Annotated in this window: 22 protein-coding genes and 1 tRNA gene; 19 read left to right on the top strand and 4 right to left on the bottom strand. The window is 34.7% G+C overall.

The window, feature by feature from the left end; genetic code table 11:
• Nucleotides 1–97: 97 nt before the first annotated feature.
• Nucleotides 98–3,004, bottom strand: a complete 2,907-nt coding sequence (locus tag B0A64_RS00290) for an FAD-binding and (Fe-S)-binding domain-containing protein (RefSeq protein WP_089477559.1) — start codon at nucleotides 3,002–3,004, stop codon at nucleotides 98–100.
• A gap of 191 nt (nucleotides 3,005–3,195) precedes the next feature.
• The gene (locus tag B0A64_RS00285) at nucleotides 3,196–3,681 is read right to left on the bottom strand and encodes a DUF6896 domain-containing protein (RefSeq protein WP_089477558.1); all 486 of its coding nucleotides are present in this window, start codon (nucleotides 3,679–3,681) and stop codon (nucleotides 3,196–3,198) included.
• Nucleotides 3,682–3,944: 263 nt separating this feature from the next.
• On the opposite strand from B0A64_RS00285, the gene B0A64_RS00280 reads away from it, so the two are divergent.
• Complete coding sequence (locus B0A64_RS00280) at nucleotides 3,945–4,178, top strand: hypothetical protein (RefSeq protein ID WP_089477557.1); 234 nt, start codon at nucleotides 3,945–3,947, stop codon at nucleotides 4,176–4,178.
• A gap of 1,317 nt (nucleotides 4,179–5,495) precedes the next feature.
• Here the strand turns inward: B0A64_RS00280 and B0A64_RS00275 are convergent.
• Entirely contained in the window at nucleotides 5,496–6,452 is a 957-nt protein-coding gene (locus B0A64_RS00275) for a DUF3137 domain-containing protein (RefSeq protein WP_089477556.1), read from the bottom strand.
• Nucleotides 6,452–7,009 (bottom strand): LemA family protein, encoded by a 558-nt coding sequence (locus B0A64_RS00270; RefSeq protein ID WP_089477555.1) that lies wholly within the window; start codon nucleotides 7,007–7,009, stop codon nucleotides 6,452–6,454. Before B0A64_RS00270 ends, B0A64_RS00275 begins: the two co-directional genes overlap by 1 nt.
• Before the next feature lie 183 nt (nucleotides 7,010–7,192).
• Between B0A64_RS00270 and B0A64_RS00265 the strand changes: the two genes are divergently transcribed.
• The 18 genes from B0A64_RS00265 (at nucleotide 7,193) to B0A64_RS00180 (ending at nucleotide 24,868) form a co-directional block, all read left to right on the top strand.
• Nucleotides 7,193–8,401: an anhydro-N-acetylmuramic acid kinase gene (locus B0A64_RS00265; RefSeq protein ID WP_089477554.1), complete on the top strand. Its 1,209-nt coding sequence runs from the start codon at nucleotides 7,193–7,195 to the stop codon at nucleotides 8,399–8,401.
• Nucleotides 8,402–8,724: 323 nt separating this feature from the next.
• The gene (locus B0A64_RS00260; RefSeq protein WP_089477553.1) at nucleotides 8,725–10,296 is read left to right on the top strand and encodes a glycoside hydrolase family 10 protein; all 1,572 of its coding nucleotides are present in this window, start codon (nucleotides 8,725–8,727) and stop codon (nucleotides 10,294–10,296) included.
• Complete coding sequence (locus B0A64_RS00255; protein WP_089477552.1) at nucleotides 10,283–11,818, top strand: MFS transporter; 1,536 nt, start codon at nucleotides 10,283–10,285, stop codon at nucleotides 11,816–11,818. The genes B0A64_RS00260 and B0A64_RS00255 overlap by 14 nt, the downstream gene beginning before the upstream one ends.
• 21 nt (nucleotides 11,819–11,839) lie before the next feature.
• Nucleotides 11,840–12,181 (top strand): hypothetical protein, encoded by a 342-nt coding sequence (locus tag B0A64_RS00250; RefSeq protein WP_089477551.1) that lies wholly within the window; start codon nucleotides 11,840–11,842, stop codon nucleotides 12,179–12,181.
• Between the two features lie 24 nt (nucleotides 12,182–12,205).
• Nucleotides 12,206–12,655, top strand: coding sequence for a GNAT family N-acetyltransferase (locus B0A64_RS00245; RefSeq protein ID WP_089477550.1), 450 nt, complete (start codon nucleotides 12,206–12,208; stop codon nucleotides 12,653–12,655).
• A gap of 2 nt (nucleotides 12,656–12,657) precedes the next feature.
• Nucleotides 12,658–14,271, top strand: a complete 1,614-nt coding sequence (locus B0A64_RS00240; RefSeq protein WP_089477549.1) for a glycoside hydrolase family 3 protein — start codon at nucleotides 12,658–12,660, stop codon at nucleotides 14,269–14,271.
• 137 nt (nucleotides 14,272–14,408) lie between these two features.
• A complete protein-coding gene (locus B0A64_RS00235; protein ID WP_089477548.1) occupies nucleotides 14,409–15,047 on the top strand; it encodes a peroxiredoxin in 639 nt (212 codons plus the stop codon).
• A 211-nt stretch (nucleotides 15,048–15,258) separates the two neighbouring features.
• On the top strand, nucleotides 15,259–15,567 hold the full coding sequence (locus B0A64_RS00230) for a thioredoxin family protein (protein WP_089477547.1): 309 nt from the start codon (nucleotides 15,259–15,261) through the stop codon (nucleotides 15,565–15,567).
• Nucleotides 15,568–15,651: 84 nt separating this feature from the next.
• Nucleotides 15,652–15,909: a DUF6952 family protein gene (locus B0A64_RS00225; protein WP_017495510.1), complete on the top strand. Its 258-nt coding sequence runs from the start codon at nucleotides 15,652–15,654 to the stop codon at nucleotides 15,907–15,909.
• Nucleotides 15,910–16,104: 195 nt separating this feature from the next.
• Nucleotides 16,105–16,602: a thiol peroxidase gene (gene tpx, locus B0A64_RS00220; RefSeq protein ID WP_089477546.1), complete on the top strand. Its 498-nt coding sequence runs from the start codon at nucleotides 16,105–16,107 to the stop codon at nucleotides 16,600–16,602.
• 9 nt (nucleotides 16,603–16,611) lie between these two features.
• A complete protein-coding gene (locus B0A64_RS00215; protein WP_089477545.1) occupies nucleotides 16,612–16,986 on the top strand; it encodes a diacylglycerol kinase in 375 nt (124 codons plus the stop codon).
• Between the two features lie 17 nt (nucleotides 16,987–17,003).
• Nucleotides 17,004–19,451, top strand: coding sequence for a DNA translocase FtsK (locus B0A64_RS00210; protein ID WP_089477544.1), 2,448 nt, complete (start codon nucleotides 17,004–17,006; stop codon nucleotides 19,449–19,451).
• A gap of 7 nt (nucleotides 19,452–19,458) precedes the next feature.
• Nucleotides 19,459–20,151, top strand: a complete 693-nt coding sequence (locus B0A64_RS00205) for a LolA family protein (RefSeq protein WP_244285318.1) — start codon at nucleotides 19,459–19,461, stop codon at nucleotides 20,149–20,151.
• Between the two features lie 8 nt (nucleotides 20,152–20,159).
• Entirely contained in the window at nucleotides 20,160–21,617 is a 1,458-nt protein-coding gene (locus B0A64_RS00200; RefSeq protein WP_089477542.1) for an LptF/LptG family permease, read from the top strand.
• A gap of 2 nt (nucleotides 21,618–21,619) precedes the next feature.
• Entirely contained in the window at nucleotides 21,620–22,753 is a 1,134-nt protein-coding gene (gene ribB / locus B0A64_RS00195; RefSeq protein WP_165769733.1) for a 3,4-dihydroxy-2-butanone-4-phosphate synthase, read from the top strand.
• Nucleotides 22,754–22,756: 3 nt separating this feature from the next.
• Nucleotides 22,757–23,155, top strand: a complete 399-nt coding sequence (locus tag B0A64_RS00190; RefSeq protein ID WP_072964543.1) for an acyl-CoA thioesterase — start codon at nucleotides 22,757–22,759, stop codon at nucleotides 23,153–23,155.
• Nucleotides 23,156–23,295: 140 nt separating this feature from the next.
• A tRNA-Ser gene (locus tag B0A64_RS00185) sits at nucleotides 23,296–23,383 on the top strand.
• Between the two features lie 261 nt (nucleotides 23,384–23,644).
• Nucleotides 23,645–24,868: a site-specific integrase gene (locus B0A64_RS00180; protein WP_089477540.1), complete on the top strand. Its 1,224-nt coding sequence runs from the start codon at nucleotides 23,645–23,647 to the stop codon at nucleotides 24,866–24,868.
• Nucleotides 24,869–24,978: the final 110 nt, after the last annotated feature.

The raw sequence follows: 24,978 nt of genomic DNA, 5'->3' as shown, positions 1-24,978 counted from the left end.
ATCTTTTGATCCATGGCTAAACTCAAGATAAACAAAAAAAAATCCGCTCTAATCCGCGTTTTCACGAAGTGAATCCGTCTCATCCGCGTGCCATTTCTCAACGTAAGCAGCTCTTTAAAATACTTACCGGGTGTTGGGCTTCTCTACTCGTTCCGTCAAAAATTTGATGACGACAACTTGTTCCTGCGGCGGCTATTTTGACATTTTGGGCAGTAGCACGTACTTTGGGGAACAGTGTATCTTCGCCCATTTGCATACTTACCTGATAATGTTCTTTTTCGTAACCAAAAGATCCTGCCATTCCGCAACAACCCGAATTGTAAATTGTAACTGTATTATTGGTTGGTAAATTGAGCATAGCAAAAGTTGCTTCTACAGAACTCAACGATTTCTGGTGGCAATGGCCATGAATCTTGATTTCTTTCTTTTCTACCGAGAATGATTCCGACGTTATTTTACCATCTGTTATTTCTCTTTTAAAGAATTCTTCGATCGTAAAAGCGCTTTGCGAAACTTTTTCGGCATTTTCTTTATCATCTGCCAAGCGTAAATATTCGTCTCTAAATGTTAAGATTGCCGATGGTTCGATCCCAATTAATGGCGCTTTTGCAGAAACTAGCTCTTTGAAAATATTTACATTGATATTTGCAATTTTCTTGGCCTCTTCCAGAAAACCTTTAGACAAATAGGTTCTTCCGCTTTCTTCGTGATCTACAATCAAGACTTCGTAACCTAATTTGGTTAATAGCTCAAAAGCATCGATCCCGATATTTACATCATAATAATTTGTAAATTCATCATTAAACAAATATACTTGTCCGTTTGGGAAATTGTTTTGTTGTGGTTTATTATTCTCGTACCATTTTTTGAATGTCTTTTTTGCCAATAAAGGCACTTGTCTTTCGGGTGCAATTCCCATGCTTTTTTTTACGAGGGATTGATTCGAAATAAAATTGGTAATCGACGGAAACAAGCTTCCCATTTTGTTGAGTTTTGCATTGTGAGCAAAAATCTTATTTCGGGTCGAGAATCCGTTTGCTTTTTGGTATTGGTATAAAAATTCTGCTTTTAAGGTTGCAACATCTACATTGCTCGGACATTCGCTGGCGCAGGCTTTACAACTCACACATAACTCAAAAACTTCGTATAGTTCTTTCTGGTCAAATTTATTTTCTTTTTCAGAATAGGTCAAATATTCCCGTAATGCATTGGCTCTGGCACGTGTTGTTTCTTTTTCGTTTTTGGTCGCACGATAACTGGGGCACATTGCTCCTCCTGCCGATGGTAATTTTCGACAATCACCTGATCCGTTGCATTTTTCGGCAGCACGCAAAATCCCTAAACTGTCGGAGAAATCCTGAAACGTTTTAATATCCGGTTCTACCCTTCCTGAAATTACACGATGGTTTTCGTCCATTTTTAAAGCGTTTACAATCTTCCCGATATTCAAAACCGAATTTGGGTCAAACGCCAATTTGATTCTTTTTAGCAATTCATAATTCGTTTCGCCAATCATAAACGGAATAAATTCGCCACGCACAATTCCGTCTCCATGTTCCCCACTTAGTGAACCTCTGTATTTTTTAACCAAAATCGCCACATCGGTCGCGATGGTTCTAAATAATTTTAAGTCAGATGTTTTCTTTAAGTTCAAAACTGGGCGCAAATGCAGTTCGCCCGCTCCGGCATGTGCGTAATAAATTGCGCCTTGCCCGTGTCGCAACATCATTGCCGAAAACTCTGCAATATAAGCCGGCAAATCGCTTAATTCGACCGCTGTATCTTCTATAGAATCGGCTGCTTTGTCGTCGCCTACAATACTTCCTAAAAGTCCCAGTCCGGCTTTTCTAAGTTCATTTACTTTTTCGATATCAGCACCATAAATTTTTACGAGTGCGTAGCCAAAGTTATTTTTCTCTAAATCGGCAACCAAAGCATTTGCCTGATTCTCGGCATCTTGAGGATCGTGAGACGCTACTTCGAACATCATAATCGCTTTAGGTTCGCCTACCAAAAAGAATCTGTTTTTAATGTGTTCCCGACTTGTTTTGGTACAATCTAAAATCGTGTCATCGATCATTTCGCAAGTATACAAATGATGTTTCATCGCTACGACAACAGATTCCAGCGATTCCTGAATGCTGTGATAATGTGCCACGACCATAATATTATTGGCTGGTGGTAAATCGTCTACCCTCAAAGTAATTTCGGTCGTAAAAGCCAACGTTCCTTCGCTTCCGCAAAGTAGTTTACCCAGATTAATGGTTGGTTCTGTACCTCCAAACAAATCCGATTTTAATAGAATATCAACTGCATAACCTGTATTTCGCCTGTGAATCTCCGGCTTTGGGAACTCTTTTATAATTTCGTCCTGAGTTGCTTTTATCGAGAGTTCGTCGTAAAGGCTTTTATATATTTTATTTTCTAAAGTATTTCCTTTGGTTTTTTCGATAAATTCTGACGAAGTCAATTCCTTAAAAACTACTTGCGAACCATCGCTCAAAATACCTTTGATTTGTACAATTTTATCACGCGTTACACCATAACGAATCGAAGTTGTTCCGGATGAATTATTGCCAACCATTCCGCCAATCATGCATCGGTTTGTGGTCGAAGTATTAGGCCCAAAAAATACGTTATGAGGTTTCAGGAACAAGTTTAGTTCATCGCGAATCACACCGGGTTGTACTGTAACGGTTTTTTTTATGGGGTCAAAGTTCAGGATTTTGGTAAAATTTTTCGAAACATCGATCACAATTCCGTCACCAACCGTTTGTCCGGCAAGAGATGTTCCGGCAGTTCTGGGCGTAATCGAAATATGATGTTGCGCCGCAAACCGGATCAGTTTGCTAATATCTTCTATCGTCTTTGGCACAGCAACAGCTTTAGGTTTTATCCGGTATACCGAAGCATCTGTCGAATAAAGCGTTTTATGAAGATCGTCGTATAAAAGTGTTCCTTCTAAAGATTCTGATAATTGTTGTAATTCTTTAACTATTGACATTATAACTAAATTTATAGCCTAAAACGGATTCTGTGAATTACAAAAATAGTTTTTTTTAGGTTCTTTTTATAGGTTCAGAGGTTCGAAGTAACAAAGGAAAGAGGTTTATTTTTTTATCTTTACCTTATTGTGATCCTTAGCGATACTTATGCCTCGGTAACATTTGGGCTTGGGGATTTGGTTTAATAGAATTAATCCATACTAAAATATGTTTCTTGAATTACGATATACGACTTAAATACACATCCAAAAGGAGTTCCTTCTATTCCTTCTATAATCACCCAATCTAAAATTCCTTTATGTATAAGTTGATAGAGCTCATATTCAATAAATTCAGGAGTATAATTTAATTTTTGATATTCAGGATGAGTTCTTATAAATTCCGAAAATTTCCATTGAGAAAACTTAATTTCGTTTACAGTGATATCATATTCATATATAACTCCCTCTTTCGCAGCTGCACAGCCGCTTCCGTGAAACCAATATTCAATTCCATCAATAACCCCTTTTCTTTCAAAAAAAGCGCTCGAAAACAAACATGGATTTTTATCGCTATTATATTTCTTTTTTAATAAAGTTTCAAACCCCCTTATAAAATTGATATAGTCACTTAAAATTTTTTCGATCATAATTTCTCGCAGATTCATAATTGAAACCGAATATAAGTTATTTTTCATAATGCAAATGACCCAAAACTCCTTTTTAAGCCTTGTAAACTATGTTTTCTATTTTAAAATAATTACTTTTTTTATAAGCGGGAAAACTCCTATTTATCACTCAGGCTTTTACTATATTTGCCATTCCTAATTTACAGAATCATGACATCTAAAAAACTTTTGCCCATGTGGTATGGTGGCGGTATTGGAAACAACCGTAACACTTCTGTAAGTGTAGGACATCTTAGCCATATGGGTTTTATATTTCCTAAATTTACAGAGTTATGATTACAAACACCCTTTCAAAAGAAGCCGAAATGAGGCTAATGACTTTTTTTACGCAAACAATTGCACCAGAACGGATGGCAAAAGCACTTAGACAAGTAAATTTTGTGCTCGCCTTAAGCCTCGTCAGGGAAAACGAAACCCTGCAAGAAGAAATAATCAAATTAGAAAACAGTTTTTATTGGCTCAACGAATTGGCCGAAACCCTCAATCCTTATCTGGATGTTGAGTAATTTCTAATAGTCCTTTTTACGAAAAACCTCGATTAAAATCGAGGTTTTTCTGTTTTATTAATGATAATATTCTTTTTATTGAATGTCTTTCGCCCTTTCAGGGCTAAAACATAAATTATCCTTTTCGTTCATGGCGCTCCGCACCATTCTAGTGCTGAGGCTCTTTCAGAGCGGGTTTCGAACAATTATGATGTCTCTCTTTTGAACACAAAGATTGAAAACAATCTAAAAATGTAACTCTAATTATATATCACCCTTAATTAATCGAAATCTAAAAATGTAACCCAATTATATATCGCCATAATTGTTCAAAATCTATAAATATGGGCTGAAAGCACAAAAGTACAAGCGTAGTGCAACGCACTACGAAATAAATTAAGTTCGATTATTGCCCTGAAAGGCCTCTAGCAAAAGCACAACTATTGGAACTGATTTCTTTCTTAAAACAAATAATAGAATAAATATTCCCTTTGGGGATAAACTTTCGCCCTTTCAGGGCTAAACATAAATTGCGCTTTTCGTTCATGGCGCTCCGCACCATTCTAGTGCTGAGGCTCTTTCAGAGCACTTTTCGAACAGTTATAATATCGCACTGGTTAAGACAAAGACTAAAAACAATCTAAAATGCAACATCGATTATATATCGCCATAATTGTTCGAAATCTATAAATAAATATGGGCTGAAAGCACAAAAGCACAAGCGTAGTGCAATGCACTACGAAATAAATTAAGTTCGATCATTGCCCTGAAAGGGCTCTAACAAAAGCACAACTATTGGAACTGATGTCTTTCTTAAACAAATAATAGAATAAATATTTCCTTTGGGGATAAACTTTCGCCCTTTCAGGGCTAAACATAAATTGCGCTTTTCGTTCATGGCGCTTTGCACCATTCTAGTGCTAAGGCTATTTCAGAGCACTTTTCGAACAGTTATAATATCGCACTGGTTAAGACAAAGACTAAAAACAATCTAAAATGTAACACCGATTATATATCGCCATAATTGTTCGAAATCTATAAATATGGGCTGAAAGCACAAAAGCACAAGCGTAGTGCAATGCACTACGAAATAAATTAAGTTCGATCATTGCCCTGAAAGGGCTGTAGCAAAAGCACAACTATTGGAACTGATGTCTTTCTTAAACAAATAATAGAATAAATGTTTCCTTTGGGGATAAACTTTCGACTTTTCCTTAAACATAAATTACCCTTTTCCTTCATGGCGCTTTGCACCATTCTAGTGCTAAGGCTCTTTCAGAGCGGGTTTCGAACGATATCTCGATCGTGAATGCAAAGATTGAAAACAGTAACTTTACATTATTCCTTCCCCCAAATTCTCGTATTCAAATCCAGTTCATGAACAATATCATGCATGAACTGAACAATCGAAAGATCATCTGTAAGTAAATCAGGGACCAAAAGCGAAGTATGAATTGGTGCTTCGAAGTAATTGGTGCTTAAAGGGAAAGCAATATACATTTTTGAACTTATGAACGAGATCGAAATGGTTTCGTCAGACTTATTGTTTAAGTTCAAAATTCTTTCCATCATTGCAGGTGTCAAAATATATCTTGCCTCGATTTGATTTCTGGAATAGGTAACAAATTGATTGTCAAAATTGGCATTTTCTAACTGTACAATTTCGTTATTGCCAAAACTAAAAATATTTTTAGAAAACCAGGCACCAACAGAATTGCCAAAACTTTTTGGTCGAACGACTGTCGATACTGTAAAGTTTTTATTAAAATCGGCTACAAAAATAATCCCTTCAAAGATTGTATGCCATTCGGTACGTGTTCCGTTTTTCGTTTGTGTTTCGGTTTTATATTCGGCGTTAACTTCGGCAAACCAAAAAGAAGTTTTTTCGACCGTTCCGCTTACTAAATCCTGAGTTTTATAGCGATCGGGTTCTGTAGTAAAAAGTTCAGAACTTATAAATTCATATTCCGGAAGTCCGTTTCCGGGTTCAAAAGAAAGACTTTCGTTAATTGTCTTTAATGCTGTTGCTACAACATTGGTTTTATAAGCTACTTTGTATTTTTGTGCATCACCATCTATCTGAAAAAGCATTACAACACCTACAATTATAGGAATCAAACTCAATATAATCGCTACAGTTGCGGCTCCCAGAAGCAAACCTCCTACGATAAGAAGTGCAGCAATCCCAAATACGGTATAACAAACGGTGTAGGTTGACGCAATTTTTTTACGGTCAACTTCTAATGTATTCAAAACCTCCTGCAAGGCTGGATTATGGCTAGTCTCTAAATCCATTAATTATTAAAAAGCTCTTTGGCACTAATATTTTTACGCTCTTGTTCGGCAGTTGCTAGAACTTCGATTGGTTTATAGCTAAGCATTCCGGCAAATAAACTTCCCGGAAACATCATAATAGCGTTGTTATAATCTGTAACCACAGCATTGTAAGTTCTTCTGGCAGCGGCAATTTGTTCTTCGCTCTCTGTCCAGGTGGTTTGCAGATTATTAAAGTTTGAGTTGGCTTTTAAGTCCGGATAATTTTCAACATTTACCATCAAACCCCTTACACTACTGCTTAATTGAGCATCGAGACTTGCTTTTTCTGTATCTGTAACAGATCCTGAAACTGCTTTGGTACGTAGCTCTACAATTTTAGTCAAAGTGCTTTGTTCGTAATTGGTATATTGTTTTACAATTTCAACCAGATTCGGGATCAAATCAAAACGTTTTTTTAGCATCACATCAATTGCCGAAAAAGCATTGGTTACCTGATTTCTTTTTCCGATAAGGGAATTATAATAAAATATCCATAAAAATATAAAGATGACAATAATAGGCAGAATGATAAACATGAATTTAGTTTTAATTGGTTTGGTTCAAATATAAATAAAAAACAAAATGATTCTTTTTATTTTTATTGACTGAACTTGAAATTTAGTAAAACCATAAAATCTCAGCATTTTCTATACATTTATATCCAAAATAATCTGATTTTAGCGTTATCAAATAAAATGCTTTCTTAAAACATCATTTTAATGAACAAAAATATTAGTGCTCTCTATGATATTGCTCAAAAAGAGACCCGAAAAATAATAGGTTTAATGTCGGGAACTTCGCTTGACGGGCTTGACATTGCGCTTTGCTCCATTTCCGGCTCAGGAGAAAATACAGCGGTAAAAATTCTGGAGTTCGAAACGATTAATTATACTGAGGATATTAAAACCGAAATCCGCAAAGTGTTTGCGAAGAAAACAATCGACTTTGAGCACTTTGCCCTACTAAACGAATGGATTGGAATTTTGCATGCCACAATGGTAAACGATTGTCTCACGAAATGGAATATTCCTACGCAGGATGTTGATCTAATTGCTTCGCACGGACAAACGGTCTTGCACGCTCCGAAGTTTTTGCATCAACAAGAAAAATTCCCTAATGCAACTTTGCAAATTGGTGATGGTGATCATATTGCTGTAAAAACAGAAATCATAACTTTATCCGATTTTAGACAAAAACACGTTGCAGCTGGTGGCGAAGGTGCGCCCCTTGCCGTTTATGGCGATTATTTATTGTTTAGTAAAAAAGGCGAAAACCGAATTATGCTCAATATGGGCGGCATCGCAAATTTTACTTATTTGCCTGCTTCTCTAAATGCCGAAGAAGTTTTTGTAACCGATACCGGAACCGCAAATACCTTAATAGATATTTATACCAAACATTATTTTCCTGAAAAAAGTTACGATAAAGATGCTGAGATTGCTCAAAGCGGTATCGTAAATCAATTGCTTTTAATGGAATTAAAAAAGGATGCTTTCTTTGCGAAAAGCTTTCCAAAAACCATTGGCCAGGAATTATTTAATTTTGAATTTGTACAAAATGCACTTTCAAAAACGGGTTTACGCAATATTTCGGCACCAGATTTGTTAGCTACTTTAACACGACTTAGTGCAGAGACAATAGCCGAAGCGATTGAGTTTGTGGTAAAAAATACAGAAACCCAAATTGCAACATTTAGCGTTTATATGTCTGGCGGAGGCGCAAACAATCCGTTATTAGTACGATGGCTACAGGAATTATTGCGTTGTGATTTTCAAAAAACTGACGATCTCGGGATTGCAGGCGATGCAAAAGAAGCGGTTTTATTTGCCATTTTAGCCAACGAAACTGTTGCAGGCGGAGCTTATAATTTTGGTTTAAAAAAAGGAATTCCTTCTGTAACAATGGGTAAAATTTCATTTCCAAGTTAAAGTTTGCTACAAATTGCACAAATTTCTGCGAATTTTTTTTCTCCCATTTTGATAAAAAATCTGCCAAATCTGCGTGAGAAAATTTTAGCCACAGATAAATGATTAAAAAAAGCTTTGCTCTTTTGCGGTAAAAAAACAGAAAAATTCGTGCAATTCATAGCAAAAAATTACAAACAGCATATCATTGCATGAATGCAAAAGTATTTAGTAACAAAAAACAATTATATAAAAACCAAATCAATACCGTTAAAATTATAATTTCTGAATTATTTATTATAGTCGGTTAAAAAAACTATTTTTGGTTTCTGTTAAAAAAGATTAAAATGCATAAAAATCAGCAACTCCTTTTCTCTATTATATTTTTATTTTTCTTTGGATTAATGTCCAATTCACAGGAAAAAAACCTTTACCCTAAAAACGAATTTAGAGGTGTATGGATCGCAACTGTTGTAAACATCGACTGGCCCAAAACAGCTACAGATGGAGTTGAAAAAGAAAAAGCAGATTATCTTGAAATTTTAGAAGCCTACAAAAAACTAAATTATAATGCTGTAATTGTTCAGGTAAGGAGTGTTGGTGACGCTTTTTATCCATCAGAACTGGCGCCTTGGTCCCGTTTTTTGACCGGAAAAGAAGGTCAGGCTCCAAACCCTTATTACGATGCACTTGCCTGGATGATTGATGAAGCTCACAAAAGAGGTTTTGAATTTCATGCGTGGCTAAATCCGTATCGTGCAACTTTTGATTTAAATAAAAATCTTTTAAGCCCTAATCACGATATTTTTAAACATCCGGAATGGATGATCGAATACGGCGGAAAATACTATTATGACCCTGCATTGCCAGAAGTTCAGGAACATTTAACAAATGTCGTAAAAGAGGTCGTTGATAAATACGACATCGATGCAATTCATTTTGATGATTATTTTTATCCTTATACGGTTCCCGGAAAAGTATTTAATGACAGTGCATCGTTCAAGAAATACGGAGCAGGTTTAAGCCTTGCCGATTGGCGTCGTGCCAATGTAAGCAGTTTTGTACACACGATTTCTACAACAATAAAAAGCAGCAAACCGTGGGTTCAATTCGGGATTAGTCCGTTTGGCGTTTGGCGTAACAAATCTGTAGATCCTAAAGGTTCCGAGACACAATCGACTGCAAATTATGACGATTTGTATGCAGATCCTGTTTTATGGATGGATCAAAAATGGATCGATTATATTCTGCCTCAATTGTATTGGAGTATGAATAACCCAAGAGCCTCTTACTCGAAATTGGTGAAATGGTGGTCAGAAAACTCTAATAATACGGCATTATACATTGGTCACGCTTCGTATAAAATTAGAGGTGATAGTGACAAAAGCTGGAACTTTGCGACCGAAATCCCTACTCAGGTTGATTATGCAAGAAGTTTTAAAAAAGTAGGCGGAAGCGCTTATTTCAGTTCTAAATGGTTCATGAATAAAAACTTTGATATTGTACGTCTTTTAGAAGAAAATCAATATAAATATCCTGCACTTCCTGCTGCAGTTCCTAATCTAAAACACATTGTTATTGATATTCCGGTAGTAAACGAATATCAAAGAGACAGCATCAAATATTCGTTCAGCATAAAATCTCCGTTGAACACAAAAGCACGTTATATGGTTATTTACGGAGGAGAAAACACTTCGAAAGTAGACACTAATGATGCCACAAAAATAATAGACAAAATTACTATTTGCGAAAACAACGGGACAATTTCCTTTACTGTACCTGCAGAAAAAATGAATCAGTATAAAGCTTGTGCTGTGACATTTATTGATTATTTTGCAAACGAAAGTACCCCAACTACAATCGACTTAAAAAAGACATTTAAACTCTATTCACCTGCACAACCTAATGAAAACAGATAATAAACCCTGGCTCTGGATTCCGCTTCTCAATTTTGCATCTGGCTTGCCTTATGCCGTAATTATTTCAGTTTCGGTTATTATGTACAAGAATCTGGGAATTACAAATGAAGATATTGGCGTCTATACCAGTTTATTATATTTGCCTTGGGTTATAAAACCGTTATGGAGCCCATTTATCGAATTGAACGGAACCAAAAGAAAATGGTTTTTATCGATGCAATTGCTTATTTCGATTGCCTTTTTATTAGTAGGTTTCACTATTCCGGCAAATGGCTTTTTTATGATGACATTGGCGATATTCTGGGTCGCGGCTTTTGCCTCGGCTTCTAACGATATTGCGAGCGATGGGTTTTATTTACTGGTTTTGCCGGAAGATCAACAATCTTTTTTTATAGGAATAAGAAGTACATTCTACAGACTTTCTATGCTTGCCGGAAATGGATTAATTGTGCTTTTGGCCGGATATCTGGAACATAAATATGGTGACAATACCAAAGCATGGTCTTATACCATGATTTTTGTAGGCTTGTTGATGACTCTGATAACGGTTTACAATTTTTTCTCGACTCCACGAACAGAAATAAATGCCGGAGAAAAACCAAAAGATACAGACCGACAAAACTTTGCAACTGTTTTTGCAAGTTTCTTCAGAAAAAAACAAATTATAATAGTTCTGGCTTTCATTCTATTGTTTCGATTAGGAGAATCACAATTAATTAAAATGCTTACTCCTTTTTTAATAGATCCTATTAAATATGAATTGGTAGAATCCGGAGCTGATCAAACTCAGACAAAAGCATTGGAATTGTATAATTCGAAAGTTAAAACCGGAGAAAAATTATCTGATTCAGAGTTAAAGTTTCTTTATTCGAAACTGCCAATAATAGCAGAAATGCGAGCAGAAAAAAAACCATTATTAGAAGTAGAAAAAAAGGACATCGCCGAATATAAAAGCGCCAATAAAGCCCGAATAGATTTTGTAAATCAGTTGATTCTTTCTAAAGGAAATCAAACAACGATTAAAAAAAGCGGAATGGGTCTTGATACTGAAGACATAGGTTTAATATACGGAACTTGTGGCTTAATTGCTCTGACTCTGGGTGGAATCTTAGGCGGAATTGCTATTTCTGAAGGCGGATTAACCAAATGGATGTTACCAATGATCCTAACGATGCATTTGCCTATTATTGGTTTCATATTATTGGCACACTTTCATCCCGTTTCTATTTATTATATTTACGCTGTAGTTATTATTGAGCAATTTGGTTACGGTTTTGGGTTTGCTGCTTTTATGATGTTTTTGATTTATGTTGCCGAGGGAGAATCTAAAACAGCACATTATGCTCTAGCAACAGGTTTTATGGCATTAGGAATGATGCTACCGGGAATGCTAAGCGGATATATTCAGGAATATTTAGGCTACGGAAATTTCTTTATATGGGTTTTCATTGCAACAATTCCGGGATTAATTCTTTCGAGATTTTTAATTTTTCCAAAAGATTTTGGTAAAAAAACAGCATAACAGCCATACAATATAACGCCCATGGAAATCAATGAAAACATCCAGGTTGAACGAAACCTGAAAGCAATTGAATTTGAAAAAGCAGGAGAAATTGAAAAAGCAATTGCGTTATACGAACAAAATATTACCGAAGGTTTTAAAGGAAATCATCCTTATGACCGATTGGCAACAATCTATAAAAACCAGATCGATCTCGATAATGAGATTCGGGTTTTAGAAAAAGCCATTATCATTTACGAAGAAATTACTCTCGAAGACCGACTTGAAGGTTTGCCAAAACTTTTCCGTTTTAAAAACCGACTTGAAAAAGCCTTACAAACCAAAACACAGCTTGCCAAGCAAAAGAAAACCAAACTTAAATAACTTAATTTTTAGTGCATTTTTATCATGACCAGCTTAAAAAGAACCAACTCTGATGATCTCGATTTTATAAATCTGGTAGTTTTACTGGATCGCGATTTAAAAATTAGAGACGGAGAAGATCACGCCTTTTACAATCAGTTTAATAAAACCGATAAAATAAAACACGTTATCGTTTTTTATGAAAACAATATTGCCGTAGGTTGTGGAGCTTTTAGAGAAAAAGAAAATAATACGGTCGAGATCAAACGTATGTTTGTACATCCTGACCATCGAAAAAAAGGAATTGCCTCACAAGTTTTGACCGCTCTGGAACTTTGGGCAGCCGAAATAAAATATTTGTACACCGTTTTGGAAACAGGAAAAAAACAGCCTGAAGCCATTGCCTTGTATCAAAAAGCAGGATATACTATAATTCCTAATTATCCTCCTTATGAAAAAATGGATAATAGTGTTTGCATGAAAAAGACTTTATAATAATGAAAATGACAGCTCAAGCATTAGAGAAAAAAGTGGGACAATTCTTTTTTCCTGCCGTATTTATAAATGATACCGAAGAAAATATACAAGAAACAGAACGTTTGATTGCAACGCATAACATTGGTGGGTTGACATTTTTTCATAGTCGTGCGAGCGCAGCAACAAATTATGAAAGCAAGAAAAAAGTAGTCTTTAATGACGATAGCTATCAAAAAATTAAAGCCCTGATTATTCGTTACCAGAAAGTCGCTTCTACTCCGCTATTAATTAGTATTGATGCCGAATGGGGTTTGGCAATGCGTATCGAAAAAACACCTCAATATCCTTATGCGATTACGCTTGGTGCTTTGCCGGAAAGTAAAGCAAATTTGGTATATGAGGTCGGGAAACAAATTGCTTTAGACCTTAAAGCAGCTGGAATTCATTATAATTTATCGCCTCTTGCAGATATCAATAACAACCCTAATAATCCGGTTATTGGCTATCGCTCTTTTGGCGAAAACAAAGAAAAAGTCGCTGATTTTGCCGTCGAATATCTAAAAGGAATGTCAGAAGTTGGAGTTTTAGGATGCCTGAAACATTTTCCCGGACACGGAAACACTAATGTCGATTCGCATTTAGGTTTACCGGTTTTAAACGAAACTCTCGAAGAATTACTAGAAAATGAATTATATCCTTTTATTAAAGGAATAGAAAATAATGTCGATTCGATCATGATTGGACATTTGGCAGTTCCGAGTTTAAATGACGGAAAAAATACATCGGCTACTTTATCAAAACCAATTATAGAAACTCTTTTACGTAAAAAATTAGGTTACGATGGTTTGGTTATTTCTGATGCTTTAAATATGCACAGCGTTTCTAAATTGTACGAAACCAAAGGAGAACTAGAATGGGAAGCCTTCAATGCCGGAAATGATATTTTATGTTTTGCCGAAAATGTTCCTGAAGGTATAAAAGCGATTCTTGAAAATGCTTCGCCGGATCGTATCGAAGAAAGCTTTAACCGAATCATGAAAGCCAAAGAAAAAGTTGGAATTTTATCCCAAAACACTTTTACATCGGGTGACTTAAACTTTGAAAAAGCCTCACAGTTAAATCTGGAAATTGCTCAAAATTCGATAACAAAAATAATTGATAACACAAATACTCCATTTGCTTTTGAAGCACACAAAAATAATCAATTAGCAAAATTAAGTTTGTATAAAGGAGTTGCCAATACTTTCTTTCAAACCTTAAATTCAGAATTAAAATCTCCAGAATTTGCTTTTGAAAACTTAGAAGATTCGGATATTTCTGTTATTAAAAAAGAATTAGAAAATTTCGAAACAATTATCATTTCATTGTTTGTTCCAAAAGCAAAACCTCAAAATAATTTCGAAATTAATGACGAAGTTTTGGCTTTACTTTCAAACTTATTGCAAACCAAAAAATGCATTGTTTACGTTTTCGGGAATCCGTACGTTTTACCGATTATTAAACATCTTAAAAATGCTTCCGGACTAATTCAGGTCTATCAGGATTTTAATGAGTTTCAAAAAATAGCAGGAATTCAATTTCTTGAAAATTTAACTTGCAACGGAAAATTACCTGTAAATATTGACTTACAATAAGTTACAGAGACAAAAACAATCACAATAGTCAAATACTATCAATCAATAAATTTTTATAATCACTTCTTATTGTAAGTACCGCTACTTATACCCTACTTTTGCACCAGAAATAAATTTTTAACGTAAAAACGAAAAATATGTCTTTAGTAGGAAAAAAATTCCCAAGTATTGCAGTAGATGCTATCTCAGAAATGGGTGACAACTTAAAAATCAACATCTTTGAAGAAGCAGTAAACAACAAAAAAAAAGTAGTATTGTTTTGGTACCCAAAAGATTTCACTTTTGTATGTCCAACTGAATTACACGCCTTTCAAGCTGCATTACCAGAATTTGAAAAAAGAAATACTATCGTAATCGGAGCTTCTTGTGATACAAACGAAGTACACTTTGCCTGGTTAAATACTCCAAAAAACAATGGTGGAATCGAAGGTGTAACTTACCCAATCCTGGCAGATACAAACCGTAACTTAGCAAATATTTTAGGTATCCTTGATATCGAAGCTACAAGCTACAGCGAAGATACTGACTCAGTTATCATCGAAGGTTCAAATGTAACTTACAGAGCTACTTACCTTATTGATGAGACTGGAAAAATTTTCCACGAAAGTGTAAACGATATGCCATTAGGTCGTAATGTAAACGAATATTTACGTATGGTTGATGCTTATACTCACATTCAGGAAAAAGGAGAAGTTTGTCCTGCAAACTGGGAAGCTGGAAAAGAAGCTATGTCTGCTGACAGAGTTAGTACTGCTGAATATTTGAGCGCAAACTAATTTTTTATAAAGGTACAAAGGTTCAGAGGTACTGAGTTGCAAAGGTTTTTGCTGCTCTATAACAAAGTTTAAAAACTTTGTTCTTTTGAACCTTTGCTACTTTAAAATTATTCAAAAACATACAAAGCTACAGAGCGTAAAAGATAAACGAAGTTTAAAAAAACTTTGTTCCTTTGAACCTTTGCTGCTTTGAACCTTAAAAAATAAACAAATGTTAATCGACTTAAACGAAGATACGTTAGCAGATTTAGTTGCTAAAAACGAAAAAGTAGTAGTACAATATTCAGCTTCATGGTGTGGAAATTGCCGTATTATGAAACCAAAATTCAAAAAATTAGCAACAGAAAATGAAGCTATCACTTTTGTTTTGGTAGATGCTGAAAATTCTCCGGAATCAAGAAAATTAGCCAATGTAAGCAACTTGCCTACTTTTGCAACTTTCGTAAACGGAAAATTAGTTGGAGAAACCCAAACCAACAAGCAAGAAGTTTTAATCGACTTGGTAAGCGCAATTGCGTAAATAGATAATTAGGTTTTTAGACTGTTAGATTTTTTGAATCTTATCTAAAAATCCAATAATCGAGTAATCTAAAAATCAAGAAAAATGAAATTACCCGTAATAAAGCAATTAACCCAATTTATCGAAGAAAACGATCAGGATTATATCATTGAAACGATCGAAGTCCTGGAAGCAATGACAGAGATTCCGTCTCTAAAAGATGAAGAATTAGATGTAATTGGTGAATTAATATCCAATATGTATGGCGCTCTTGAAGTACACAAAATGGTCGTTCAGGGCACAGACAAAAAAGAAGCTTTAAATGCGTTTATGAAACGTGTTTTAGGCTCTATCGACAAATAATCGAGCACTACAAATAAAAAAAACATGACTTAAAAAGCGTTTTCTGCATAAGATGACGCTTTTTTTTATACACTTGATTTTTTGTTTTTTTTCTAATCTTAAAACTAGCCTAATTCTACTCACAACCCATAACAAATACTTTTAGATTCAAATATTAATCCTTACTTTTGAACCTCATTAATTTAAACAAACATCATGGCTTCAATAACATTAGGAGGAAATCCAGTTCATACTTCAGGCGAATTACCAACAGTTGGATCACAACTTGCTGATTTCAAATTAGTACAAAACGATTTATCTGTTGCTTCATTAAGTAACTTCGCAGGAAAAAAATTAGTTTTAAACATTTTTCCAAGTGTTGATACGGGGACTTGTGCAACATCTGTTAGAAAATTTAACGAAAGTGCAAGCAATTTAGAAAATACAACTGTTTTATGCATTTCAAGAGATTTACCATTTGCTCAAAAACGTTTTTGCGGTGCTGAAGGATTAGAGAATGTAGTAAACTTATCTGATTTTCAAGAAGGAACTTTTGGTAAAACAAATGGTTTAGAAATCGTTGACGGACCATTAGCCGGTTTACACTCAAGAGTGATTATTGTTGTTGATGAAAACGGAAAAATCACACATACTGAACAAGTTGCTGAAATCGCAAACGAACCAAATTACGAAGCAGCTTTAGCAGCACTATAATACCTATAAATGGAATTTCAAAAAGATAATACCTTTGTTACTGGCCGCTTAAAAAGCATGACTTATGCATTTAACGGAGCTGTAAAACTTATTCGAACAGAACACAGCATTATGGTTCAATTCTCGTTAGGGATTTTGATGACCATTGCCGGGTTTTATTTTCACATTACACAAACAGAATGGCTTTGTCAAACCTTAGCAATAGGTTTGGTTTTAAGCGTTGAAGGACTCAATACAGCAGTTGAAAAAATTGCTGATTTTATACACCCTGATTACAGCAAACGAATCGGATTTATTAAAGATATTGCTGCAGGAGCGGTATTTTTTGCCGCAATGACAGCAATCGCAATAGGCTTGATTATTTATATCCCAAAATTTATATAGGCAACAGGAACGCAAGAATGGCAAAAACAACAAAAAAAGAAGCTGTAGACAAAAAAAACGAATCAAAAACGGAGACTTTAAAATCCTGGAGACCCAACAAACAACAACGTTTTGTTTTGGGTTGCCTTTTGGTACTATTTTCTATCGCATTATTAGTTGCATTTATTTCTTTTTATGTCAACGGACAATGGCAAACTGACCAAAGTGCGGTAAGCCAGCTTGGCGATCGCTCTGAAGTGGTACAAAACTGGCTTGGCAAATTTGGCGCTTTTCTTGCCGATCTTATCGTATATAGAGGTTTTGGACTTGCTTCATTTGTATTAGTGCGTTTATTTTTCTTAACGGGAATGTTTTTAGCCTTAGAGTTATCTCTTAAAAAACTAAAAAACATCTGGTTCTGGGACTTATTTGCTATTATTATTGTTTCTGTTTTATTTGGATTTTTTGCTACTTCGGCTCCAGAATTGGGCGGAACGATTGGTTACGAACTTAATTTATTCCTACAGGATTATATTGGAAAAACAGGTACCTTATTGACTTTACTTTTTGGACTGATCATTTATTTAATCTTTAAAATAAAATTATCCCCAGAGAAAATTCAATCTTACTTTGATTCTACCAAAAAAGAATTCAAATCAGAGTTAAGTTCTCTAAAACCACAACAAGCAGAAAGTGCTTATAATCTGGAAGAATTTGCTATTGAAGAAGATCCTGAATTAGATAACATTCATTTAAAATCTGATGTTACACAATTCGAAATTAACAAAGAAGCTTTAAAACCCACCATCAATCACTCTTCAGAAATTGATTTAAATCCGGTTTTAAAACCTTTGCAAATGGATATAAACCCTGTTAAAGTAACTACTCCGGTTCATACCGAAGAATTTGTTATTGAAAAAGCAGAGGAAGAAGATATTATCGAAGAAAACCTGGCCTCTCGCCTGGTTGCCGATTTTGGATTATTTGATCCTACTCTTGATTTATCAAATTATAAATTTCCAACCATCGATTTATTAAAAGAATATTCGACTGGCGGAATTACCATAAATCAGGAAGAGTTAGAAGAGAATAAAAATAAAATTGTAGATACACTTCGTAACTATAAAATCGAAATTGCACAGATAAAAGCAACGGTTGGTCCATCTGTAACTTTATATGAAATTGTACCGGAAGCGGGAATAAGAATTTCTAAAATTAAAAGTTTAGAAGATGATATTGCCTTATCATTATCAGCATTAGGAATTCGTATTATCGCACCAATTCCAGGAAAAGGAACGATTGGTATTGAGGTTCCAAACAAGAACCCTACTATGGTTTCGATGAAAAGCGTTATTGGATCAGCGAAATTTCAGGAAGCCGAAATGGAATTACCAATTGCTCTGGGAAAAACAATTTCGAACGAAACATTTGTTGTCGATCTAGCCAAAATGCCTCACTTATTGATGGCTGGAGCTACTGGACAAGGAAAATCTGTTGGACTAAATGCTGTTCTGACATCTCTTTTATACAAAAAACATCCAGCCGAAGTAAAATTCGTTTTAGTGGATCCTAAAAAAGTAGAGTTAACCCTCTTTAATAAAATTGAAAGACATTATTTAGCCAAGCTTCCGGATACCGAAGATGCTATTATTACTGACAATGCAAAGGTAGTTAACACCTTAAACTCACTTTGTGTCGAAATGGATAATCGTTATTCGTTGTTAAAAGATGCTATGGTTCGTAATATTAAAGAATATAACGATAAATTTAAAGCCCGAAAGTTAAATCCGGAAGCCGGACATCGCTTTTTGCCTTACATTATATTAGTTGTCGATGAGTTTGCCGATTTGATTATGACGGCAGGTAAAGAAGTCGAAATTCCAATTGCACGTTTGGCCCAGTTAGCTCGTGCTATTGGTATTCACTTAATTATTGCGACACAAAGACCATCTGTAAATGTTATTACAGGTTTGATTAAAGCGAATTTTCCTGCCAGAATTGCCTTTAGAGTAACTTCAAAAATTGACTCCAGAACCATTTTAGACACACAAGGAGCTGATCAGTTAATAGGTAGAGGAGATTTATTATATACTAACGGGAACGATGTGGTTCGTGTACAATGTGCCTTTATTGACACTCCGGAGGTCGAAAAAATTACGGATTTTATTGGTTCGCAAAAAGCATACGCCACAGCTTATTTGCTTCCAGAGTTTGTTGGAGAAGAAACTGGCATCAATCTTGATATGGATATTTCTGAAAGAGATACCTTATTTAGAGAAGCTGCTGAGATCATTGTAAATGCACAACAAGGTTCAGCTTCATTATTGCAAAGAAAATTAAAATTGGGTTACAACAGAGCCGGTCGTTTGATCGATCAGCTGGAAGCAGCTGGAATTGTTGGTCCGTTTGAAGGCAGTAAAGCTAGAAGTGTGAATATATCTGACTTAAGTGCTCTTGATCAATTTTTTAATAATGAACAAAATTAATCCCATCATGAAAACAAAAATTCAGGAAATCCAAAACAATTCTATTACTAAGATGACTAAAAAGTGCTTTCAAATGGCAGCTATATTGCTTTTGAGCTACACTTCGATTCAGGCTCAGGATAAAAAAGCCAAAGATTTATTGAACGAAGTAACGACTAAAATAAAAAGCTACGACAATATTGTTATTGATTTTAAATATTCCCTGAATAACGCTAAGGAAAATATAAATCAGGACAGTAAAGGAAATGTAACCATGAAAGGAAATCAATATGTATTGAATTTTATGGGTGTTACCAAAATATTCGACGGGCAAAAAACCTACACTATCAATCCAGAAGACGAAGAAGTTACCGTTTCTAAAGTAAATGAGAAAGACGATAATGCTATTACGCCTTCAAAAATGCTTACGTTTTTTAATTCCGGCTACAAATACAATATGGATATTGTACAAAATGTAAAAGGAAGAAAAATTCAATACATAAAATTAGCCCCTACAAGTACAAAAGATCAAAGAAAAGAAATCCTTTTAGGTATTGATGTTCAGACAAAACACATCTATAATTTAATTGAAACTGGTAAAAATGGAACAAAAACCACTTTAACAGTTAATTCTTTTAAAACCAATCAGCCTTTATCAAAAAATCAATTTACATTTGTAGCGAGCAAATATCCAAAATACTACATCAATAAATTAGACTAATTACAAGGTTGAAAATTTTAGACAAATACTTACTAAAAACATTCCTGATTACATTTACTACGGTATTTGTAATCCTTTTTTTTATATTCATACTTCAAACCGTTTGGCTCTTTATCTCTGAACTTGCAGGGAAAGATCTGGATTTGATTTTGGTTATAAAATTCCTTTTATTCTCAATGCCCCGAATAATTCCGCTGGTTTTACCTCTGTCGGTTTTATTATCTTCAATTATGACATTTGGAAATCTGGCAGAGAATTATGAATTCGCCGCTATGAAATCTTCTGGAATATCGCTTCAGAGAGCGATGCGGGGTTTGATTGTTTTTATCTTTGTTTTAAGTATCGTTGCATTTTGGTTTGCAAACAATGTAATTCCTTATGCGGAATATAAATTTATTAATTTTCGAAAAAATATAGCCCAGGCCAAACCTGCAATGGCAATTGCCGAAGGACAATTTAATGATGTTGGCTTTTATAACATTAAGGTAAATAAAAAATCCGGCGAAAACGGAAATATTTTAACAGGAGTTACCATTCATGAAAAACCAAATAACGTTGGCGAAAACAAAACTGTTATTAAGGCAAAAAATGGTAAATTGATGAGTAATGAAAAATCCAGTATTTTGAAACTAGTTTTAAATGACGGATATTACTATCAGGATGTTACCCCTAAAAAATACGAAGATCGCGCTAAATTGCCTTTTATAAAAAGTTCTTTTAAAAAGCAGATCATCAATATAGATTTATCTGAATTGAACAAAGTTGATGAGGATAAGGAAAATTCAGGAAGCACAAATGCGATGCTTAATGTTAACGAATTACGCTATACGTTAGATTCTTTGAATAAAAATCTGGAAAATGAAATTATCTCATTTTCAGAGAATATCAATCAGCGTGTTGGAATTAGAAAAACTCCTGTTACTATTGTAAAAACAGACAAAAAGAAGAAATCACTTCCTGATAATCTTTTATCTTTATATACAACCAAACAGAAATCCGACATCTTAAGAATGGCAAGCAGCAATGTTACCAGCAACATTTACTCAATTGAAACCACTCAAAAAGATTTAAAAGACAAACAACGAGAAATCAATAAACATTTAACTGCTTTATACGAAAAGTTTGTAATTGCTTTTGCCTGCTTTCTAATGTTTTTTATTGGAGCTCCATTAGGTGCTATTATTCGAAAAGGCGGACTTGGTTTACCAATTGTCTTTGCCGTTTTAATCTTTATTACATTCCATTTTATCAATACTTTTGGAAAAAGACTTTCACAAGAAGGTGGAATGTCTCCATTTATGGGTTCATGGATGTCCTCTTTTGTATTGTTACCATTGGCTATATTATTAACGTATCGTGCAACAAACGACAACGGATTAATAAACTTTGATGCCATTACAACTCCAATATCGCAACTATTTCAAAAAATTTCGGAGCGATTTTTTCCTGCTCAAAATCAAAAATAATGATGTCAACAACAAAAATACAACTGAATACCATTGAAGAAGCTATAGAAGATATTCGTCAAGGTAAAGTAATCATTGTAGTCGATGATGAAGATCGTGAAAATGAAGGTGATTTTTTGGCTGCTGCCGAAAAAGTAACACCTGAAATGATCAATTTTATGGCCACTCACGGACGCGGATTAATTTGCGCTCCGCTAACAGAGAGCCGCTGCAAGGAATTAGATTTAAGACCAATGGTTACCAATAATACAGATCACATGGAAACTGCTTTTACTGTTTCGGTTGATTTAAAAGGACATGGTGTAACTACAGGAATTTCTGCTGCTGATCGATCGAAAACCGTTTTAGCATTGACAGATCCTAATACCAAACCACACGAATTAGCAAGACCTGGACACATTTTTCCGTTAGTTGCCAAACAAGGTGGCGTTTTAAGAAGAACCGGACATACAGAAGCCGCAATTGACTTTGCAAGACTTGCAGGATTTAAATCGGCTGGTGTAATTTGTGAAATCCTAAATGAGGACGGAACAATGTCTCGTTTGCCTGAATTGGTAAAAGTTGCAAAAAAATTTAATTTAAAATTAGTTTCGATTGAAGATTTGGTTGCTTACAGAATGCAACACGATAGTCTGATTGTAAAAAAAGAAGATTTTGATATCGAAACCCGTTTTGGAACTTTTAGATTAAGAGCCTACGAGCAAACAACAAACAAACAAATTCATATTGCCCTAACAAAAGGAACATGGAATCTTGGAGAATCAATCTTAACAAGAATCAATTCTTCGCAGGTAAACAATGATTTATTAGGCACTTTAACGAATAATGCGGAGCAACAACTGGATGATATGTTTAAGGTTATTAATGAAAATGGTAAAGGTGCCGTATTATTCATTAATCAGGATATGACTGCGGTAAATTTATTGAACAGAATTGCTGAACTAAAAACATTACAGGCAGAAGGTAAAATGAAAGCACCAAAAGTGATCATCGATAGTAAAGATTATGGAATTGGAGCTCAAATTTTGCATGACATTGATATTTCTAAAATAAGACTGGTATCAAACACGGAACAAACAAAACGTGTAGGAATGATTGGATATGGACTTGAAATTACTGAATACGTAAGCTATTAATACATGGGAACTTTAGAAGAGAGAATTAAAAAATCTGAAACGCATATTTTTAAGGCCGTTTTTCCGAGTACAACAAATCATTATGATACTTTATTTGGGGGTACTGCACTTCATCTTATGGATGAAGTTGCCTTTATTTGTGCAACGCGTTTTAGCCGTAAAAAAGTAGTAACGATATCTACAGGTCAAATTGATTTTAAAAAAGCGATTCCAGCCGGAACGTTAATCGAATTAGTTGCAAAAGTAGATAGCGTCGGAAGAACAAGTTGTAAAATTCATGTTGATATTTTTATGGAACAAATGTATTCGGAGCTTCGCGAAACGGTAGTTTCAGGAACTTTTTCGTTTGTTGCTGTTGATGAAAACAAGAAACCAACGCCAATTTTAGATGACTTGGAATAATTTTTTCAAAAATATCTTTTTCGGAAATACTGATAATTAGACACTTGAAAGTTATTTGAAAAAAGTTTCGAAAAAAGTTTTAAGAACGGAAAAAGCGTCTTATATTTGCACTCGCAATCACGAGATGAAAGCAATATACTGGAGAAATGGCAGAGCGGTCGAATGCGGCAGTCTTGAAAACTGTTGACTGTAACAGGTCCGGGGGTTCGAATCCCTCTTTCTCCGCCAGATGAAGTTTTCAAAAGAAACTTTAAGAGTCAAAAGCCTTTAAATACTAGTATTTAAAGGCTTTTTTGTTTTTTGTGACTTCTCAAAGAACACCTATATTATCAAAGTGCGGTGACCCTATGAGTGACCCAATTTTTTTTTCGAAAAAAAAGTCGAAAAAAGGGTCACTAAAAAAAGTAAATTCCCCGGGAATTGCCTAAAAACACTACAAACTTTCAGCGATTTTAAATCAATTTGATTATTAATTTAAAATTGTGAGTTATGTTAAAAGTAATTTTTTATCTCAAAGCAGGTAAATTCAACAAAAGTGGAGAATCTCCAATTTATGCCCGAATTTCATTCAAAAAGCAATCCATAACGATGGCAGCGGGTAAATCAATCTTAAAAGAAAGATGGCAATTTACCGACAACCTAAGAAGTGTTCTCAAACTTGAAAAGGAAAAAGTAATCAAGAGTGCTTTGGATCTCTTTCTTCTTGGCATGGAAAAGAAGTTTAATGAACTGTATAAAATCGATCAGGATTTTTCTCTGCAGTTACTCAAAGACGAGTTTAAAGGCGAAACGACAGTCGTAAAAGAAGATTGTGTCAGCATAATTGAGATTATGAACAGACACAATGATTTTTTTAAAAAGAAGGTTGATGCTGCAGAACGATCAAAAGCTTCTTACCAGAAATATGAGCGCGCAAAAGATCTACTTATCATATTTATGGAAAAGCAGTATGGAATACCAGATATTTCTCTACAAGAAGTAAACAGTGCCTATATTTACAATCTTGAGTCGTTCCTTAAATACGACAGTCGTTTTAAAGGCAAAACAGGCATTAAAAATAATTCGGTAGTAAAATATATGCGGATGTATAAAACAGCATGTAAATACAACGTAAGAATGGGAATAATAGACAAAGATCCTTTTAATCTCTATGATGGTAAACTCCATGTCACCGATGCCATATTCCTTACCCAGGAAGAATTAAACTTAATTGAAAACAAAAAATTTTCAATTCAACGTCTCGAAAAGGTTAAAGATGTATTTCTGTTTAGTTGTTACACGGGATATGCCCCAGTAGATGCCGCTAATCTTACATCAAATAATATATCCTCTGATGCAATGGACAATCTTTGGATTATGACCAATAGAGCAAAAACAACAATTAGAGCAAATGTTCCTGTACTTCCTCCCACATTGGCAATAATTAATAAATACAAAAATATGCAGATTGGGCTGATCCCAAAGTTGTCCAATCAAAAAATGAACGCCTATCTTAAGGAAATTGCTGATTTGTGCGGGATCGACAAACACCTCACTTGGTATGTTGCAAGACATACATTTGCAACAACGGTGACTTTAGGAAATGGAGTAAGGATAGAGAATGTTTCGGCAATGATGGGACATACTAACATCAAACAGACACAGCATTACGCCAAGGTATTGGATATAAACATCATGGAGGATATGTCAAAATTAAAACAAAAGTATACATGAACAATTAGCCAGTTAAACACTAACTAGACTACTATTACAAAGGCAAAAGAATTCACAATTGAATCCTTTTGCCTTTGTATTGAAATAGAATCTTATCTTACTTGTAGAAG

The organism is Flavobacterium araucananum (assembly GCF_002222055.1).
In the GTDB taxonomy this organism is placed as follows: domain Bacteria; phylum Bacteroidota; class Bacteroidia; order Flavobacteriales; family Flavobacteriaceae; genus Flavobacterium; species Flavobacterium araucananum.
Note: the sequence above shows the minus strand (reverse complement) of the source record. Positions and strands in the feature narration are given on the sequence as shown.

Coding starts and splice junctions, on each gene's coding strand:
- B0A64_RS00260 (WP_089477553.1), top strand. CDS start 8,725: ATGCATAAAAATCAGCAACTCCTTTTCTCTATTATATTTTTATTTTTC.
- B0A64_RS00280 (WP_089477557.1), top strand. CDS start 3,945: ATGATTACAAACACCCTTTCAAAAGAAGCCGAAATGAGGCTAATGACT.
- B0A64_RS00285 (WP_089477558.1), bottom strand. CDS start 3,681: ATGAAAAATAACTTATATTCGGTTTCAATTATGAATCTGCGAGAAATT.
- B0A64_RS00290 (WP_089477559.1), bottom strand. CDS start 3,004: ATGTCAATAGTTAAAGAATTACAACAATTATCAGAATCTTTAGAAGGA.
- B0A64_RS00275 (WP_089477556.1), bottom strand. CDS start 6,452: ATGGATTTAGAGACTAGCCATAATCCAGCCTTGCAGGAGGTTTTGAAT.
- B0A64_RS00225 (WP_017495510.1), top strand. CDS start 15,652: ATGAAATTACCCGTAATAAAGCAATTAACCCAATTTATCGAAGAAAAC.
- B0A64_RS00265 (WP_089477554.1), top strand. CDS start 7,193: ATGAACAAAAATATTAGTGCTCTCTATGATATTGCTCAAAAAGAGACC.
- ribB (WP_165769733.1), top strand. CDS start 21,620: ATGTCAACAACAAAAATACAACTGAATACCATTGAAGAAGCTATAGAA.
- B0A64_RS00245 (WP_089477550.1), top strand. CDS start 12,206: ATGACCAGCTTAAAAAGAACCAACTCTGATGATCTCGATTTTATAAAT.
- tpx (WP_089477546.1), top strand. CDS start 16,105: ATGGCTTCAATAACATTAGGAGGAAATCCAGTTCATACTTCAGGCGAA.
- B0A64_RS00210 (WP_089477544.1), top strand. CDS start 17,004: ATGGCAAAAACAACAAAAAAAGAAGCTGTAGACAAAAAAAACGAATCA.
- B0A64_RS00230 (WP_089477547.1), top strand. CDS start 15,259: ATGTTAATCGACTTAAACGAAGATACGTTAGCAGATTTAGTTGCTAAA.
- B0A64_RS00235 (WP_089477548.1), top strand. CDS start 14,409: ATGTCTTTAGTAGGAAAAAAATTCCCAAGTATTGCAGTAGATGCTATC.
- B0A64_RS00250 (WP_089477551.1), top strand. CDS start 11,840: ATGGAAATCAATGAAAACATCCAGGTTGAACGAAACCTGAAAGCAATT.
- B0A64_RS00205 (WP_244285318.1), top strand. CDS start 19,459: ATGAAAACAAAAATTCAGGAAATCCAAAACAATTCTATTACTAAGATG.
- B0A64_RS00180 (WP_089477540.1), top strand. CDS start 23,645: ATGTTAAAAGTAATTTTTTATCTCAAAGCAGGTAAATTCAACAAAAGT.
- B0A64_RS00270 (WP_089477555.1), bottom strand. CDS start 7,009: ATGTTTATCATTCTGCCTATTATTGTCATCTTTATATTTTTATGGATA.
- B0A64_RS00255 (WP_089477552.1), top strand. CDS start 10,283: ATGAAAACAGATAATAAACCCTGGCTCTGGATTCCGCTTCTCAATTTT.
- B0A64_RS00190 (WP_072964543.1), top strand. CDS start 22,757: ATGGGAACTTTAGAAGAGAGAATTAAAAAATCTGAAACGCATATTTTT.
- B0A64_RS00240 (WP_089477549.1), top strand. CDS start 12,658: ATGAAAATGACAGCTCAAGCATTAGAGAAAAAAGTGGGACAATTCTTT.
- B0A64_RS00215 (WP_089477545.1), top strand. CDS start 16,612: ATGGAATTTCAAAAAGATAATACCTTTGTTACTGGCCGCTTAAAAAGC.